Annotated in this window: 16 protein-coding genes; 1 reads left to right on the forward strand and 15 read right to left on the reverse strand. The window is 69.5% G+C overall.

Going from position 1 to position 15,330, the window contains the following annotated elements:
• Positions 1-64: 64 nt before the first annotated feature.
• The 3 genes from J5T34_RS16880 to J5T34_RS16890 form a co-directional block, all read right to left on the reverse strand.
• A complete protein-coding gene (locus tag J5T34_RS16880; RefSeq protein WP_244259018.1) occupies positions 65-1,243 on the reverse strand; it encodes an ABC transporter substrate-binding protein in 1,179 nt (392 codons plus the stop codon).
• Positions 1,244-1,718: 475 nt separating this feature from the next.
• Positions 1,719-2,234 carry a class IV adenylate cyclase gene (locus J5T34_RS16885; protein ID WP_208580953.1) on the reverse strand — a complete coding sequence of 172 codons (516 nt, stop codon included), beginning with the start codon at positions 2,232-2,234 and terminating at the stop codon, positions 1,719-1,721.
• 48 nt (positions 2,235-2,282) lie between these two features.
• Positions 2,283-2,903, reverse strand: coding sequence for a 2-hydroxychromene-2-carboxylate isomerase (locus J5T34_RS16890; protein ID WP_208580955.1), 621 nt, complete (start codon positions 2,901-2,903; stop codon positions 2,283-2,285).
• 262 nt (positions 2,904-3,165) lie between these two features.
• On the opposite strand from J5T34_RS16890, the gene J5T34_RS16895 reads away from it, so the two are divergent.
• Positions 3,166-3,351 carry a glycine zipper 2TM domain-containing protein gene (locus J5T34_RS16895; protein WP_053823305.1) on the forward strand — a complete coding sequence of 62 codons (186 nt, stop codon included), beginning with the start codon at positions 3,166-3,168 and terminating at the stop codon, positions 3,349-3,351.
• Between the two features lie 108 nt (positions 3,352-3,459).
• On the opposite strand, the gene J5T34_RS16900 is transcribed toward J5T34_RS16895, so the two are convergent.
• From J5T34_RS16900 to J5T34_RS16955, 12 genes are all read right to left on the reverse strand, one after another.
• Positions 3,460-3,903 carry a BLUF domain-containing protein gene (locus J5T34_RS16900; RefSeq protein WP_208580957.1) on the reverse strand — a complete coding sequence of 148 codons (444 nt, stop codon included), beginning with the start codon at positions 3,901-3,903 and terminating at the stop codon, positions 3,460-3,462.
• Positions 3,904-3,914: 11 nt separating this feature from the next.
• Positions 3,915-4,679: a GTP cyclohydrolase I gene (folE, locus tag J5T34_RS16905; protein ID WP_244259000.1), complete on the reverse strand. Its 765-nt coding sequence runs from the start codon at positions 4,677-4,679 to the stop codon at positions 3,915-3,917.
• A 138-nt stretch (positions 4,680-4,817) separates the two neighbouring features.
• Entirely contained in the window at positions 4,818-6,119 is a 1,302-nt protein-coding gene (locus J5T34_RS16910) for a DUF1116 domain-containing protein (protein ID WP_208580961.1), read from the reverse strand.
• 18 nt (positions 6,120-6,137) lie between these two features.
• Positions 6,138-6,926: an ABC transporter ATP-binding protein gene (locus tag J5T34_RS16915; RefSeq protein ID WP_244259001.1), complete on the reverse strand. Its 789-nt coding sequence runs from the start codon at positions 6,924-6,926 to the stop codon at positions 6,138-6,140.
• A complete protein-coding gene (locus tag J5T34_RS16920; protein WP_208580963.1) occupies positions 6,926-7,717 on the reverse strand; it encodes an ABC transporter ATP-binding protein in 792 nt (263 codons plus the stop codon). Before J5T34_RS16920 ends, J5T34_RS16915 begins: the two co-directional genes overlap by 1 nt.
• Complete coding sequence (locus tag J5T34_RS16925) at positions 7,717-8,712, reverse strand: branched-chain amino acid ABC transporter permease (protein ID WP_208580965.1); 996 nt, start codon at positions 8,710-8,712, stop codon at positions 7,717-7,719. The genes J5T34_RS16920 and J5T34_RS16925 overlap by 1 nt, the downstream gene beginning before the upstream one ends.
• The gene (locus tag J5T34_RS16930) at positions 8,709-9,572 is read right to left on the reverse strand and encodes a branched-chain amino acid ABC transporter permease (protein WP_174106256.1); all 864 of its coding nucleotides are present in this window, start codon (positions 9,570-9,572) and stop codon (positions 8,709-8,711) included. The genes J5T34_RS16925 and J5T34_RS16930 overlap by 4 nt, the downstream gene beginning before the upstream one ends.
• A gap of 24 nt (positions 9,573-9,596) precedes the next feature.
• Positions 9,597-10,790 carry an amino acid ABC transporter substrate-binding protein gene (locus J5T34_RS16935; protein WP_208580967.1) on the reverse strand — a complete coding sequence of 398 codons (1,194 nt, stop codon included), beginning with the start codon at positions 10,788-10,790 and terminating at the stop codon, positions 9,597-9,599.
• A 58-nt stretch (positions 10,791-10,848) separates the two neighbouring features.
• Complete coding sequence (locus tag J5T34_RS16940) at positions 10,849-11,511, reverse strand: SRPBCC family protein (protein ID WP_208580969.1); 663 nt, start codon at positions 11,509-11,511, stop codon at positions 10,849-10,851.
• Positions 11,512-11,546: 35 nt separating this feature from the next.
• On the reverse strand, positions 11,547-12,041 hold the full coding sequence (locus J5T34_RS16945; protein WP_208580971.1) for a (2Fe-2S)-binding protein: 495 nt from the start codon (positions 12,039-12,041) through the stop codon (positions 11,547-11,549).
• Entirely contained in the window at positions 12,038-12,868 is an 831-nt protein-coding gene (locus J5T34_RS16950) for an FAD binding domain-containing protein (protein ID WP_208580973.1), read from the reverse strand. The genes J5T34_RS16945 and J5T34_RS16950 overlap by 4 nt, the downstream gene beginning before the upstream one ends.
• Positions 12,865-15,324, reverse strand: a complete 2,460-nt coding sequence (locus tag J5T34_RS16955; RefSeq protein WP_208580975.1) for a xanthine dehydrogenase family protein molybdopterin-binding subunit — start codon at positions 15,322-15,324, stop codon at positions 12,865-12,867. Before J5T34_RS16955 ends, J5T34_RS16950 begins: the two co-directional genes overlap by 4 nt.
• Positions 15,325-15,330 lie beyond the last annotated feature (6 nt).

Here is a 15,330-nt window from a genome sequence, read left to right on the forward strand (position 1 = left end):
GTTCCACCGCCCTATTGCAGCGTGACATTGGCGCCGTGACATTGCGCCGCGTTATTGCACCCTGTTATTGCGCCGGCCGCATCGCCTTCACTTCGGCGTCGCTCGGCTGCACCTTGGCGCCGTCCACGTAGACGAACGACGTCATCACGCCCTTGCCGTCGCGCACGCCGGTGCGGCCGACGTAGGCGCCCATGGTCGATTGATGGTCCTGCGGGCGATAGACGATCGGCCCCATCGGCGTGTCGACATTCAGGCCGGAGAAGGCGGCGGCCAGCTTGTCGCTGTCGGTGCTGCCGGCCTTCTTCAGGCCGGCGGCGATCGACTTGACGGCGGCGTAGCCGACCACCGAGCCCACGCGCGGCGTGTCGTTGAATTTCTTGCGATAGGCCTCGACGAACTTCTTGTTCTCGGGCGTATCGATCGCGTACCACGGGTAGCCGGTGACGATCCAGTTCTTCGGCGCCTCGCTGCGCAGCGGGTCGAGGTATTCCGGTTCGCCGGTCAGCAGCGACACCACCTCGCGGCCCTCGAACAGCCCGCGCGTATTGCCCTCGCGCACGAACTTGCCCAGGTCGGCGGCGAACAGCACGTTGAAGATCGCATCGGGCTTGGCATCGGCCAGCGCCTGCACCACCGAGCCGGCGTCGACCTTGCCCAGCGGCGGCGCCTGTTCGGCGACGAATTCCACATCGGGCTGCGCCTGCTTCAGCAGCTTCTTGAAGGTGGCGACCGCCGACTGGCCGTACTCGTAGTTGGGATAGACGATGGCCCAGCGCTTTTTCTTCAGCCTGGCCGCTTCGGGCACCAGCATCGCGACCTGCATATAGGTCGACGGGCGCAGCCGGTAGGTGTACCGGTTGCCGTTCTGCCAGACGATCTTGTCGGTCAGCGGTTCGGCCGCCAGAAAGAACACGCGCCGCTGCCTGGCATAGTCGGTCAGCGCGAGGCCGGTATTGGACAGGAAGCCGCCGAACAGCAGCGCCACGCGTTCGCGCGCCACCAGTTCCTCGGCCACCCGCACCGAATCGCCCGGATTGCCGTTATCGTCGCGCGACACCACTTCCAGCTTCTTGCCGAGCACGCCGCCCGCGGCATTGACCTCGTCGACCGCCATCTCCCAGCCGCGCTTGTACGGCTCGAGAAACGCCGGCTGCGCCTTGTAGCTGTTGATCTCGCCGATCTTGATGGTGTTCTGCGCCAGCGCCGCGGCGCTGCCGAGCAGCGCCGACACGGTGACTGCCATGGCGGCGGTGGCGCGGCGCAGTCGTCGTTGGGGGCGGATTCGGTTGTGCATCGTTCTTCCTTTGCTGAGCGAGTCGCCAGATGGCGGGAATGGACGGTGGAACGGACGTCGGAACGGCATGGCGCACCGGCACCGGGCCGGCACAGTGCTGGTGCGGCCATCCGTCCGGACGGCGTGCCGCGCACTGTTTTCATTCAGGATTCACTACATAAATGACGACGGGCCGATCGACGCAAGGAACGGGCCAGCGGCCGCGCCCGTGCTGAACCGTGCAAGCATGCCACGTCAACCGGGTTCGCGCTCGTCCCCGGCCCAACGCCGGCCTGCGGCGCTTCGCGGCATCGCCCTTGATGTAGCGTTTACCGAATGGACGTTCAGTATGTACTACATCAAAGCGGGTGCAAATCAGGGTGTTCACGGGAATGGCAGCGGCGGCGGCGCGGGAATCAAGCCGTCTGCGAAAAGCCGGCCCGGCTCAGCCTCTTTGTTGCAGCAGGTCGACATAGGCGGTGGGCACCAGCTGGCTGGCGTCGATGCCGAGCTTGCGCAGCAGCGCATGCGCTTCCGCCACGCCGTGCTCGGCCGCTTCGCCATCGCGCAGCACCACTTCCAGCTCCAGGAAGTCGCCCAGCCCGTCGACGCGGTCCAGATGCACGCGGGTGCGGCCGACCAGGTAGAGGATGCGGGCCTTGCGCACGCGCCCGGCCTCGCCGTAGGCGGCCGACAGCGCGGCGCGCAGCTGGTCCGGCTCGGAGGTCGGCACGATCTGGTAGTGGCTGGGCTTGGGGCCGCTGTCGTCGGCGCGGCGATAGAAGATCAGCTCGCCCCGCCCGGACGGAAACGCGCGCAGCTTGAGCCGGCCATTGCCGCAATGGAAGAAGGTATCGTCCTGCTCGAGCAGCTCGGGACCGTGGTCGGCCAGTTCGGCCGCGAGGGGCGCCAGGGCGTCGCGGTCGTCGACGCGGGCCTTGATTTCGATATTGGTCGGCATGGGGCGAGGATGGTAGCACGCGTCGCGGCGTGCCCCGCCCCGTGCGGATCAGGCGTTCGCGTGCGGCTCGGCCGCCAGCGCCAGGGCGTCTTCGAGCCGGTCGTTGCCCCAGAACATCTGCTCGCCGACGAAGAAGGTCGGTGCGCCGAAGATGCCGCGCTGCAGCGCCCGCTCGGTCTGCACGCGCAGCGCCTCCTTGTTCTGCCGCAACACCGCCGCGGACAGCAGCGCGTCGGCCGGCAGACCCAGTTCGGCCAGGGCCTCGCCGACCGCCTCCGGGTTGTCGATGTCGCGGTCCTCGGCGAAATTCATCCGCATGATGCGGCGGCAATAGGCGCCGATCCAGGGCTCCTCGGCACCGAGCAAGGCCACGCGCATCGGCAGCAGCGCGCGACGCGGAAACTGGCTCGGCTGCCGCCATGGCAGGCCATATTTGGCGCACTGGCGGGCAGTGTCGATCATCGCGTAGGCGCCCTTGGCGCGCTGCACCACGAAGGGCGAGCCCTGCCAGCCGTGCGCGGCGAACACCGGGCCGAGCAGAAAGGGCTTCCACAGCAGCGCGACACCGTGCCGGGCCGCAAGCGGCTCGATCCGCATCGCGCTCAGATAGCTGTAGTTGCTGCCGAACTCGAACCAGAACTCCAGAGTGGGCGTGGACCGCGCGGGCATCGTCTCTCCTAGTCCGGGAATGGCCGGAACGGTGCCACGATGATCGCGTGCGGCCGGGTGCCGCTCAAGCGCGGCGTCGGCATGGCCGGCATGCCGCTGCGGCATGCCGCGGCGCACAACCGGGCGGTCGTTGTGACGTCGCCGCCGCACGGGGTGTCGTCTCTTTCCTACAGGCAATTCAGTCCAGGGCGGAATCGACGCCGGTCCGGTCGGACCTAAGCTGGACGCATCAGGCGGCAACCACGCCGCTCAGGAGATCATCATGTGGAAGCTGATTGCAACGCTCGTTGCGGCGGGCGCGATGACCATCTCGATGCAGGGCTGTACCTTGGGCGGCGCGGTTGCCGGCGGCGCGATCGGACACGAAGTCAGTGACGGCAGCCCGTGGGGCACGATCGGCGGCGCGGCCGTCGGCGGCTATATCGGCCACGAGCTCGGCAAGGACTGACGGCCGCTTCGTCATTCCCGCGCCTGCGGGCGCCCAGCGTCTCGCGGAGCCGCTGGGTCGCCGCGTTCGCGGCGAGGACGGCGTCTGCCAGTCCTATCGGAATGCCCTTCAATAGCGCGGCCGTTCCGCGCTGCGCGCCACCACCGCATTGCCCGCGATCAATTCGCCCAGCAGCGCCAGCGAGGCGCGTCCGCTGGTGCGGTAGGGATCGAATTCCGCACGCGGGAAATACTTCAGCAGCGTGGCGGTATTGATGCGGCAGGTATCGACCAGTCCCATCGCCCAGCCGGCGAACTCCCGCTCCCCGATTTCCTCGTAGTGCAGCAGCACCACGTCCTCGTGGCGCGGGTCCTGTGCGATCCGGTGATAGAGGGCCGACACCTCGGCGCGGGCGCCTTCCAGCGCCTGCAGAAACACGCCGTTGCCATAGCACAGCACGCCGGTGATGCCCTGTGCCGGATTGCGTTCGATGCTGGTGGCGACGATGGTGTCGACCAGATCCTCGTCGGCGGGCTGGCGCGCGCGGCTGGCGTAAAGCAGACGAACTAGCATGATGGCCTCCTTCAGCCGCGGTTCAGATTGAGCAGGGTCAGGAATTCGCGGCGCAGGCTGTCGTTCTTCAGGAACGAGCCGCGCATCACGCTGTTGGTCATCTTCGCGTCGGTGTCGCGCACGCCCCGCCAGTGCATGCAGAAGTGCTCGGCCTCCATCACGATGGCCAGGCCGTCGGGATTCATCTTCTGCTGCAGCAGGTCGGCCATCTGGCTGACCGCTTCCTCCTGAATCTGCGGACGGCACATGATCCATTCGGCCAGCCGCGCATACTTGGACAGGCCGATCAGATTCGAATGCTGGTTGGGCATGACGCCGACCCACAGCTTGCCGATGATCGGGCACAGATGGTGCGAACAGGCGCTGCGCACGCGGATCGGACCGACGATCATCAGTTCGCTGAGCTGCTCGACATTGGGAAACTCGGTCACGCTGGGCGCATGCACATAGCGGCCGGCGAAGATCTCCTTCATGTACATCTTGGCGACGCGGCGCGCGGTCTCCTGCGTGTTGTGATCGTTGTCGATATCGATCACCAGGCTGCGCAGCACGTCGGCCAGCTTGCCCTCGACCTCCTTCGACAACAGGTCCAGTTCGCCCGGCTCGATAAAGCGCGAGATATTGTCGTTGGCGTGAAAGCGCTGGCGCGCGGCGACCAGCCGGGCGCGGATGCGCTCGGATACCGGCGGCTGCGCGGCCTGGCCGCGCGGGTCGGCCTCGGCCGGCGCAGCAGCGCCGGCGCCCGGCCGTTTCGAAGCGGAATCGCTAGTGGTCATGCCGTTTCCCGATTTGAAGGACATTGGCCCGACTATAGGGGGACGGCACAGTGGCGGCAAGCGTGGGGAAAGCGAGCAGGCGGTGCCTGCGGATTGCGGGCTCTGACGGGAGGGCGGCAGCCTCAGGCCAAGGCCGCGTCAGGCCGTGGCGATGTCCCGCACGGCGCGCGCGAACAGCTCCGCAGGCGGCACCAACAGGCCGCGGCCGAGCAGGCCCAGTTCGCCGGCGGCATCGATCATCGCGATCGCGGTCAGCGGCTCGCGACCCGGTGCCACGCTCGCGGCATCGAGACCGACGGGCAACCCCTGCGGTGCCAGACCCGGATGCCGGCCGGCCAGCAAGGCGCCTGGACGCTGGGGCCAATCGGCCGGCAGCCAGGGCGCCAGCACGCCGGCGATCTCCGGCGCGCCAGACAGCGCCTGCCCGCCGCAGCCCAACGCGTCGATGACCCCGCTGTCGCCCACCACCGGCGAGGCAGTGGCCGCGGCCGCCGATGCGTTCAGCGGCGGGCCCGCGGGTGCGGCGGCCGGCGCGGTATGCCAGCGATGCGGCTGGCCCGCGACGCGGATGCCGACCCGTTCGCCATTGCCGGCCAGCGCCACGACCAAGGTCGAGGCCGCATCGCGGCCGCCATCGGCGGCGCGGCCGAGCATCAGATGGCAGGCCGCCATCCACAGCGTCAGGAAAAACAGCGGCGTCTGGCGCAGCATCTGGGCGACGGCCTGCACGTCGTCGCCATCCGCAGCGTTCCCCGCCCCATCGCGGCTTGCGTCCAACGCCGGCAACAGCCGCTCGCACAAGGCCGTGTTGGCCGCGGTGGTCCGCGCATGCAGGTCGTCGCCGCCGGCCAGTCCGGCTGCCGCCAGCGGCAGCAACGGCAGCGGTCCGGCGGCCAGCACGGCGTTCAGCCGGCGCGCCAGCGGGCCATCGCGCCACGCCAGTCTGGGCAGGATGGCCGGATCCCGGCTGCCGAAGCGCAATTGCGGTCCCGCGCCGCTGCCGAGCAGCGACCACGCCCGGCCACCAGCGGCTTGATCGAGCCGAGCGGACTGCGCGCCGGGAGCCGCCAGATCGGTGACCTCCACCAGCGCCGACGAAGGCGAAATCAGCGCCGCGAGCGGCGTCACCGCGCCGAAGTCCTGGGCGGACCGCAATGCCACGCGGCCGCAGGCGATCAAACGCTGCGCCGCCGCGACATCGCTGGCCCAGCCCTCGTGCAGGCAACACAGTACGGCCGAAGCCAGCAACGGCGGCGGTGGCCGGCACGGGTCCGTCAACGGGGGGCCGGCGTGCAGCAGCATATGGTGGTCCCGGTCCAGGCCCAGCGCCTCGCGCGCCGGCCTGACCGCGGTCCAGGCGGGTTGCACCGAGATCAGCCGCGCCAGCACGCGGGCATTGGCGGCCCGGCGGGCCTCTTCATTCGGATCGATCGCTTTCATTGCCGCCCTCGCCTCCGCTCACATGCCCATATAGGCGTGCCGCACGCGCGGATCGTCGGCCAGCAGCCGCGTTTCCCCGGCGAGCGACACGCGCCCGGTCTCGACCACGTTGGCATGGCGGGCCAGCTCGAATGCCGTCAGCACGTCCTGCTCGACCAGCAGGATGGTCAGCCCGGCGCGGTTGATCTGCAGCAGCGCCTCGCCGAGGTTCTCGACCGCGCGCGGGGCCAGCCCCAGCGACAGCTCGTCGATCATCAGCAGCTGCGGGCGCGACATGATGCCCCGGCCGATCGCACACATCTGCTGCTCGCCGCCGGACAGCGTGGTGGCGTCCTGCTTCTGGCGTGTCTTCAGGATCGGAAACATGGTGAAGACGAAGTCGAGATCGGCCTCGATGTCGGCACGGCTGTCGCTGCGCAGATAGGCGCCCAGCAGCAGGTTGTCGCGGATCGACAGGCCGCGAAACAGCCGCCGCCCCTCGGGCACATGCGCGACGCCGGCGCGCAGCATCGCGTCGGGACTGGCGCCGGTCATGTCCTTGCCGGCAAACGTCAGCCGGCCGCCGGTGGGCTTGACCATGCCCGAGATGGTCCGCAGCAGCGTCGATTTGCCGGCGCCGTTGGAGCCGACGATGCAGGTAATCTCGCCGGCCGGGACCTGCAGGTCGATGCCCCACAGCACCTGCACGTCGCCGTAGCCGGCGCGCAGGCCGGCGATCTCCAGCAGCGGCGTGTTGGCGGGCGCGGCCACGCCGGTCGGCATCCCGGTGGCGCGGGCACCCATGGCGGCGTTGGTCTGGACGTTCATCAGTGGACCTCCGTGGTGGCTTCCGCAGCCGGCGTCGCGGCTGCGCCATGCGCCGCCTGTCGCGCGGCAAACTTGCTGCCCAGATAGGCCTCCACCACGCGCGGGTCGCGGATGACCGCCTGCGGCTCGCCCTGCGCGATCAGCTCGCCCTGATGCAGCACCAGGATGCGCTGGCTCAACGACATCACCACCTTCATCAGGTGTTCGATCAGCAGGATGGTGACGCCGCGCGCCGCAATCGCGCGCATCAGCGCCAGCGCCTGGTCGATCTCGGCGCTGTTCAGCCCGGCATTGACCTCGTCGAGCAGCAGCAGGCGCGGCCGCATCGCCAGGCTCTTGGCAAGCTCCAGCCGCTTGCGCGACGGCAGCGTCAGCGCGGTGGCGGGGCGCCGCGCCTCGTGCGCCAGGCCGACGAATTCGAGATGCTCCATCGCGTCGCGCTGGGCCTGCGCCATGCTGGCCGCGTGGCCGGCGAACAGCGCGCCGGCGCACACGTTCTCCAGCACCGTCATCTGCGGAAACGGCTGCACGATCTGGAAGGTCCGCGCCAGGCCGCTGCGCGCCGCCTGCCAGGGCCGCTGCGCCGTGACGTCGCGCCCGCGGAACACGACCGAGCCGCCGTCGGCACGCACCACGCCGGTGATCAGATTGACCAGCGTGGTCTTGCCCGCGCCGTTCGGCCCGATCAGTCCGACGATCTCGCCTTCCTCCAGCGTGAAGCTGACCTGGCGGGTCGCGTGCAGCCCGCCAAAATGCTTGTCCAGTGCCTGGACTTCCAGCAGCTTGCCCATCAGCGCACCTCCGTCGCGGCGGCGCGGCCGGCGCGCGAACCCATGGCCGACTTGATGCGGGACAGCCGGCCGCGATAGTCGATCTTCAGCAGACCGCCGGGCAGGAAGAAGATCAGCAGCACGATCACCACGCCGAGAATCGCCTGGTGGTAATCGAGGAAGCGCGCCCAGATGGTTTCCTCCATCAGCACGAAGGCGGTGGCGCCGACCAGCGGCCCATAGACGGTGCCCAGGCCGCCCAGCATCGCCATCACCGGCACCTTCAGCGTCAGCAGGATGCCGAACGCATCGGTCGGCGCGATATACGACACCCACGACGCGTAGATCGCGCCGACGGTGCCGCAATAGACCGCCGACAGCGTATAGGCCGCGGTCTTGTAGCGGTTGGTGTCGATGCCGACCATATCGGCGGCCTCCTCGTTCTGGCTGATGCAACGCAGGCCGAAGCCCAGGCGCGAGCGGTCGACCGCCAGCGTGGTGGCCCACGCGCACAGCATCACCGCGAGCATCGCGTACAGGAAGACTCGCCCGGCGAAATCCGGCCCGCCGCTGAGGATGCGGATATTGAGCCCGTCGCCGCCGCCGGTCACATCGACCCACAGCGAGGCGACCATGCGCAGCACCTCGACCAGCGTGATCGAGCCGATCGCGAAGTAATGGCCCTTCATCCGCAGGATCGCGCCGCCCAGCAGCGCGGCGAACAGGCTGACGAACACGGTGGCGCCGAGCCAGGCCAGCACCATCGGCACGCCCGCGTTCTGCAGCAGGCCGCCGACATAGCTGCCCAGGCCGACAAAGGCCGCGGTCGAGAACGAGGGATAGCCGGCATAGCCGCCGATGAAGTTCCACGACAGCGCCAGCGCCCCGTACATGCAGACGAACGTGGCGAGCCGCACGAAGTAGTTGTCGGCGAGGAAGGGCATCGCCGCCAGCAACAGCACGCCGCCGGCGAACACGACATGGGCACCGAGCCCGGGGAAACGGTTGGCGTTCATTGGTAGCCTCGCTTGCCGATCAGCCCGGTGGGCCGCGTCATCAACAGGACCAGCATCAGCAGCGAGCCGACCAGGATCGCGCTCTGCGCGCCGAGGAAGTTGCCCGCCACGCTCTCGATCAGCCCCAGCGCGAGGCCGCCGACCAGTGCCCCAGGCACCGTGCCGAGCCCGCCGATCACGCAGATCACGAAGGCCTTGCCCAGCAGCAGGCCGGTGATATTGGTGGTGATCGGGAACACCACCGACATCAGCACGCCGCAGGCGCCGGCCATCAGCGCGCCGATGCCGAAGGTGATGGCGTAGACCCGGCCGACGCGGATGCCCATCAGCGTGGCGGCGTCGCGGTCCATCCGCACCGCGACGATGGCGCGGCCGATGCGCGAGCTGCGCAGCACCAGATAGAGCAGGCCGGTCATCGCCAGCGCCAGCAGCATCGCCAGCAGCCGGTCGTTCGGCACGATCACGCCGCCCAGATCCAGCCGCCCGAGGTCCAGCGAGATTCTGCGCGGCGTCGCGTCGAACCAGAGGTTCATCAGGTTGTAGAGGATCATGTCCAGGCCGAAGGTCAGCGTCAGCGTGGTCAGCACCGGCTGCGACACGACGCGGTTGACCAGCCCGTACTGCAGCAGGAAGCCGAGCACGAACAACCCCGCCGACACCGCCAGCAGCATCACGAAGGGGCTGACCTGCCAGTGCAGCCACGCGAAGTAGGCCAGATAGCCGCCGAGCACGATGAACGACCCGTGCAGCATGTTGATGACGTTCAGCACGCCCCAGACCAGCGAAAAGCCGACGGCGATGCAGGCGTAGAGCGCGCCAAGCATCAGGCCGTTGACGACGATTTGTGCGTAGAGGCTCATGGCGGTGGCTTCCGGCGGTTCGCGTCAGCGCACGGCGACGAGGTTGGCCTGCTTGACGGCCTGCGGATACAGCACGGCGACCTTGCCCGACTGGACCTGGATGATCGGCAGGTCGCGCCCGGCATTCATGCCGTTGGAGCCGAACTTGATCGGGCCGTAGAACGTCATCGTGTCGAGCGAGGCCAGCGCGTCGCGCACCTTGGCGCCCTGCGTGGTGCCGGCCTTTTCGATGGCCTTCTGCAGGGCGATCAGCGCCGCCGCGGCGGACGCGTGCACGTAGTCGGGGTCATGCTTCTCGCGGGCGACGAATTCGTCGTAAAAGGCCTTGGTGGAACCGAACACGTCGTCGGCCTTGTATTGCGAGGACTGATGCCACCAGGTTGCGCTGCTGACGTTGTTGGCCAGCGGGCCCAGCGCGTCGATGAACTCCTGGTAGGCCGGACCGGTGATCATCGTGATGATCGGCGCGGTGGTGCCCAGGTCGGCCATCTGCTTGCGCACCAGGATCAGGTCCTTGGTATAGCCGGTGATGTAGATCCAGTCGGCGCCCGATGCCTTGATGCGCGACAGCGATGCCGAGTGGTCGAGCGCGCCCACCGGGAAATACTCGTTGTGGACCACCTTGAGGCCCGCCTTCTCGGCATGCGCCTTCATCGTCGCGGCCATCGAGCGCGGGAACACATCCTCGCGGCCCAGGATCGCGATCTTCCTGACCGCCGGCATCTGCGCGGTGAAGGTGCGGATCATCGAGTCGACCAGGCCGCCGTTCGGCGCCAGCGTGCCGAACAGATACTTGTAGCCCTGGTCGAACACCGACTCGGACGATGCGGCGGACGCCATCACCGGTACGCCGTAGCGTTCGGCCACGCCCGCCACCACCTTGGTATGCCCGGAGCCGAACGGGGCGGTCAGGAATTCGACCTTGTCCTGCGTGATCAGCTTCTCCGCCATCTGCTGCGCGCGCTTCTCGTCGGACTGGTAGTCGTAGGTGATCAGCTCGACTTTGCGCTTGGTGCCGCCGACGTTGATGCCGCCGGCGGCATTGACCCGCTTGAGCCACATGTCGTAGGCCACCTGCTGCTTCTTGCCTTCGTCGGCCAGGCCCCCGGTCAGCGCCAGCGGCGCGCCGATGCGGATGGTGGACTGGGCGTGGGCCAGCGCGGTGGCGCCCATCAGGAGCGCGGACAGCAGCGCGGTACGGAACAGCTTGGGGGTCATGGCATACCTCGTCACGGGACAGGTTTTTTGGGGCGAATGAAGGGAGGGGACGGTGAATTCAGCGGCGGCCGAACGACAGCCACTGCCGCAGGCGTGCCCACAACGCGGGCCAGAGCAGCGCGTTCAGATCGAGCGGCGCGTTGGCGGGCACATCGGCCGGCGCCTGTCGGGGCACGGCGGGCGCCGTCTCGACGAAGGCAGGCGGCTCGGCCACGGCGACGGCAGCCACCGTCGGCGCCGCAGCGGCGGCCGGGCCGGCCTCGGCCTCGAGCTTGCGGCGCAGGTTGGCGGCAAAGGCTGCGGTCAGCCGGCCAGCCAGTTCGCGCACGATGCCGCCGCGCGAGAACTGCGCCAGGCTGCCGGCGATCGCATAGTCGACCGCGATGTCGACGCGCGTCGCCGGCATGCCGGACACATCCTCGACGTCGTGCAGCGAGAATGCCGCCTCGCCCTTGACGCGCGAGCCGCTCTTGCGGTCCGCGCCGGTGCCGGCCACCGCGCCGCGATAGTGGGCATCGTCCAGACGCATCTCGCCCTCGCCGGCAAAGGCCGCGACGATCGGGCCGAGCTTGACGGTCATCGTCAACGGCAGCCGGCCATCGTGCGGCGGCGCCGACAGCGCGGCCCCGGGCAGGCAGGCGACCACGCCTTCGGTATCGTGGAAGCAGCGCCATACCGCGTCGCGCGCGAATGGCAGCAGGAAGGTCTGTTGGAGTTCCATGCGGGGATCGGCCTCGTGGCTCGCGTTGGTTCTTGTCAGCGGATCGCCGCGCGGGCGGCCCGGCGTGCGTCGAGCACGCTGCGTATCGCCCGCACCAGACCGACATAACCGGTGCAGCGGCACAGATTGCCCGACAGCTCTAGGCGGATGCGCGCATCGTCGGCATCCGGCAGGCGCAGCACGATGTCGCGCGCGGTGGCCAGCATGCCAGGCGTGCAATAGCCGCATTGCAGCGCGTGTTCGGCGCTGAAGGCGTCGCGCAGCTGCGCCATCACCGGGTCGGCATCGAAGTCCTCGATGGTGCGCACCTCGGCGCCTGCGCAGCCGACCGCCAGCACCGTGCAGGAGCGCATCGGCACGCCGTCCACGTGCAAGGTGCAGGCGCCGCAGACGCCCTGCTCGCAGCCGAGATTGGTGCCGGTCAGATTCAGCTGTTCGCGCAGGAAGTCGGCCAGATGCGTGCGCGGCTCGACGGCGGCGCTGACGCGCTCGCCGTTGACGCGCAGTTCGACAGGCATGGGGGATGTCATGCGTCCTCTCCGGTAAAGGCCGCCAGCGCGGCTGCGGCACGCCGCAGCGCGACCGCGTGCAGCTGGTATTCGTGCGTGCCGGGTTCGAGCCCGGCCGCGCGCAGGTGGCGATGCGCCAACGCTTCGTCCCAGCGGTCGATCAGTTCGCCGGCATCGTCGATCACGAAGGGCGCGCCGTCGATGGCGCCGATCACCGCGCGACGCCAGCCCTGTGCCGCGTCGTCGACGAAGCCGCAGATCGCCTCGGCGAATTCGCCCGGCTTGCGGTTGACCTTGTAGTAGCTCCAGCGGGCGCCGGGGCTCAGCCGCTTGACGCTGACCGCGAGCAGCACTTCGTCCTCCGCCAGCGCCGTGGTGAACGCCCCGGCCATCCAGTCGCGCTGCGCGACCTCCCGCTCGCCGCGCGGGCCGGCCACGATGCAGCTGGCGTCGAGCAGCGCCATCGCGTTGATCCAGTCGGCGGCGGGGTCGGCATGGGCCAGGCTGCCGCCCAGCGTGCCGCGATTGCGCACGGCGCGATAGGCGATGCCGCGCGCGACCCACGGCATCAGGCCGCGGCTGGGGTCGGGCACGCGCCCGTCCTCGATCTCGGCATGCGTGATGCCCGCGCCGAGCCGTACCGCCGCGCCCTCGTCGCGGCACTCGCGCAAGGCGGCGATGCCGCGCAGATCGATCAGCTCGGCGGGCTGCGCGAGCCGCAGGTTCAGCATGGGGCCGAGCGACTGGCCGCCGCCGACGGCCTTGGCAAAGCCCCCGCCGGCCGCCAGCGCGGCAACGGCCGAGTCGACGGTCGCGGGCCGCTGATAGTCGAACGGTGCCGGTTTCATGCCGCCACCTCCTCGGCCGACGACGGCATCGGACTCGACTGGCCTGCCTGTGCGGCGCGCGCCGTTTCCAGCGCGGCCAGAATGGCGCGCGGGCTTGCCGGCAGCTCGCGCAGCTCGGCGCCGAGCGGCCGCAGCGCGTCGTTGATCGCGTTGACGATCGCGGCGGGCGAGCCGATCGCCCCGCTCTCGCCGATGCCCTTCTGGCCGAACTCGGTATAGGGCGCCGGCGTTTCCATATGGTCGATGCGGATCGCCGGCACTTCGGTGGCGCCGGGCAGCAGATAGTCGGCCAGCGTCGAGGCCAGCGGCTGGCCGTCGTCGCTGTAGCGCATCTCCTCGTACAGCGCGGTGCCGATGCCCTGCGCCGCGCCGCCGTAGACCTGGCCGTCGACCACCATCGGATTGATCAGCACGCCGCCGTCCTCGACGATCGCGTAGTCGAGCAGTTCGACCTTGCCGAGCTCGGTATCGACCGCGACGGCGACCGCGTGGCAGGCATAGCTGAAGGTGCCGGTGTCGCGCGTCGCCTGATAGGTCGTCATGACTTCGAGGCCGGCCGGATCGGCATCGGCCGGCAACTTCTGCGGCTGCAGGTACCAGACCCGCGCCAGCTCGGCCAGCGTCACGCGGCCTCCGCCATCGGCCACCACCGCACCGTCTTGCCAGCGCACCGCCGGCTCCGGCATGCCGAGCAGGTGGGCACCGATACGCAGCAGGCGCGAGCGCAATTGCTTGCAGGCCTGCCCCACCGCGCCGCCCGCCATCACGATCGAGCGCGAGCCCCAGGTGCCGGTGGAATACGGGGTGATCGCGGTATCGCCGAGCAGCACGCGCACCTGATCGGTATCGACGCCGAGCACCTCGTGCGCGATCTGGGCCAGCGTGGTTTCCATGCTCTGCCCGTGCGAATGCACGCCGGCCCGGACTTCGAGCACGCCGTCCGGCGTCAGCCGCACCACGGCCGGCTCGCGGCCCGGCACCATCGGAATGCCCCAGCCGTGATAGACCGAGGTGCCATGCGCGCCCTGCTCGCAGAACACCGCCAGCCCGACGCCAATGCGGCGGCCGTCGGGCTCGCCGCGCTGCTGGCGCGCGCGCAGGCCCGGCAGGTCGATGGCCGCGACGGCGCGGCGCACGCATTCGGGATAGTCGCCGCTGTCGAAATGCTTGCCGGTGATGTTGTCGAACGGCATGCGCTCGGGCGGCACCAGATTGCGCAGGCGCACCTCGTACGGCTCCAGGCCGGCCTGCACCGCAATCGCGTCCATCACGCTCTCGATCGCGAAGCAGACGCCGGTGCGCGCCACGCCGCGATACGGCAGGATCGGCGGCTTGTTGGTCGCCACCGACCAGGTGCGGCAGCGATAGCGCGCCATCATGTAAGGCCCGGGCAGGATGCTGCCGACCTGTGCGGCTTCGAGGCACGCCGAGAACGGATACGACGAATAGCAGCCGGAATCGACCGTGGCCTCGCAGTCGACCGCCAGCAGCCGGCCATCGCGATCGGCCCAGGCGTCGATGCGGTAGGCGTGTTCGCGGCAATTCGCATTGGCGGTCAGCTGCTCGCGCCGATCCTCGATCCAGCGCACCGGCCGCCCCAGCCGCATCGCCAGCCAGGCGACGCAGACCTCTTCCGGCAGCAGGATGCCCTTGTAGCCGAAGCCGCCGCCGACGTCGGGCGAGATCACGCGTACCTGGCCTTCGTCGAGGCCCAGGCAGCCTGCGAGGCCCGTGCGATTGATATGCGGCATCTGCGCGGCGGTGACCACCACCAGCTGGGCCAGCCGGCGGTCCCACCAGGCGACCACGCCGCGGCCCTCCATCGGCGCCATGCTCTGGCGCGCGGTACGCAGCGTGCGTGCGACATGGATCGGCGCGCTGGCGCGGATCGCCGCCAGCGCGGCCTCGTTGTCGGCATCGAAGCCCACGGCGGTCTCCAGAAAGACGTTGTCGCCCCAGTGGTCGTGCACCAGCGGCGCGCCGGGCTCGCGAGCGGCCAGCATGTCGACCACCGCGGGCAGTTCGTCGAAGTCGACGAAGACCTGGGCGGCGATGTCCTCGGCCTGCGCGCGCGTCGGTGCCACACACATCGCGATCATCTCGCCGACCTGGCGCACCTTGCCGTCGGCCAGCACCGGCTGCGCCGACGGCTTGAAACCCGCGAGCCCGGAGTTGGCGACGATCGGGCGCACGCCATCGAGATCGGCCAGCGTGAACACCGCGTCGGCCAGCCCGTCGGGCTTCTCGATGCCGCGGATGCGCCCATGCGCCAGCGGACTGCGCACGAACGCGACGTCGCGCATGCCGACCATGCGCAAGTTGGCGACATAGTCGCCGCGGCCGCGCAGAAAGCGGTCATCCTCCTTGCGGCGCAGCCGCGCGCCGATGCCGCTGTCCTTGTCCCTGCCCTTGCCGCTGTCCTTGCCGTTCTCCTCGCTGCTCCACGGGGTCGTCATGGCGAT

The organism is Cupriavidus gilardii, from assembly GCF_017598945.1.
Lineage (GTDB): Bacteria > Pseudomonadota > Gammaproteobacteria > Burkholderiales > Burkholderiaceae > Cupriavidus > Cupriavidus gilardii_E.

Coding starts and splice junctions, on each gene's coding strand:
- J5T34_RS16880 (WP_244259018.1), bottom strand. CDS start 1,243: ATGGCAGTCACCGTGTCGGCGCTGCTCGGCAGCGCCGCGGCGCTGGCG.
- J5T34_RS16885 (WP_208580953.1), bottom strand. CDS start 2,234: ATGCCGACCAATATCGAAATCAAGGCCCGCGTCGACGACCGCGACGCC.
- J5T34_RS16890 (WP_208580955.1), bottom strand. CDS start 2,903: ATGCCCGCGCGGTCCACGCCCACTCTGGAGTTCTGGTTCGAGTTCGGC.
- J5T34_RS16895 (WP_053823305.1), top strand. CDS start 3,166: ATGTGGAAGCTGATTGCAACGCTCGTTGCGGCGGGCGCGATGACCATC.
- J5T34_RS16900 (WP_208580957.1), bottom strand. CDS start 3,903: ATGCTAGTTCGTCTGCTTTACGCCAGCCGCGCGCGCCAGCCCGCCGAC.
- folE (WP_244259000.1), bottom strand. CDS start 4,679: ATGACCACTAGCGATTCCGCTTCGAAACGGCCGGGCGCCGGCGCTGCT.
- J5T34_RS16910 (WP_208580961.1), bottom strand. CDS start 6,119: ATGAAAGCGATCGATCCGAATGAAGAGGCCCGCCGGGCCGCCAATGCC.
- J5T34_RS16915 (WP_244259001.1), bottom strand. CDS start 6,926: ATGAACGTCCAGACCAACGCCGCCATGGGTGCCCGCGCCACCGGGATG.
- J5T34_RS16920 (WP_208580963.1), bottom strand. CDS start 7,717: ATGGGCAAGCTGCTGGAAGTCCAGGCACTGGACAAGCATTTTGGCGGG.
- J5T34_RS16925 (WP_208580965.1), bottom strand. CDS start 8,712: ATGAACGCCAACCGTTTCCCCGGGCTCGGTGCCCATGTCGTGTTCGCC.
- J5T34_RS16930 (WP_174106256.1), bottom strand. CDS start 9,572: ATGAGCCTCTACGCACAAATCGTCGTCAACGGCCTGATGCTTGGCGCG.
- J5T34_RS16935 (WP_208580967.1), bottom strand. CDS start 10,790: ATGACCCCCAAGCTGTTCCGTACCGCGCTGCTGTCCGCGCTCCTGATG.
- J5T34_RS16940 (WP_208580969.1), bottom strand. CDS start 11,511: ATGGAACTCCAACAGACCTTCCTGCTGCCATTCGCGCGCGACGCGGTA.
- J5T34_RS16945 (WP_208580971.1), bottom strand. CDS start 12,041: ATGACATCCCCCATGCCTGTCGAACTGCGCGTCAACGGCGAGCGCGTC.
- J5T34_RS16950 (WP_208580973.1), bottom strand. CDS start 12,868: ATGAAACCGGCACCGTTCGACTATCAGCGGCCCGCGACCGTCGACTCG.
- J5T34_RS16955 (WP_208580975.1), bottom strand. CDS start 15,324: ATGACGACCCCGTGGAGCAGCGAGGAGAACGGCAAGGACAGCGGCAAG.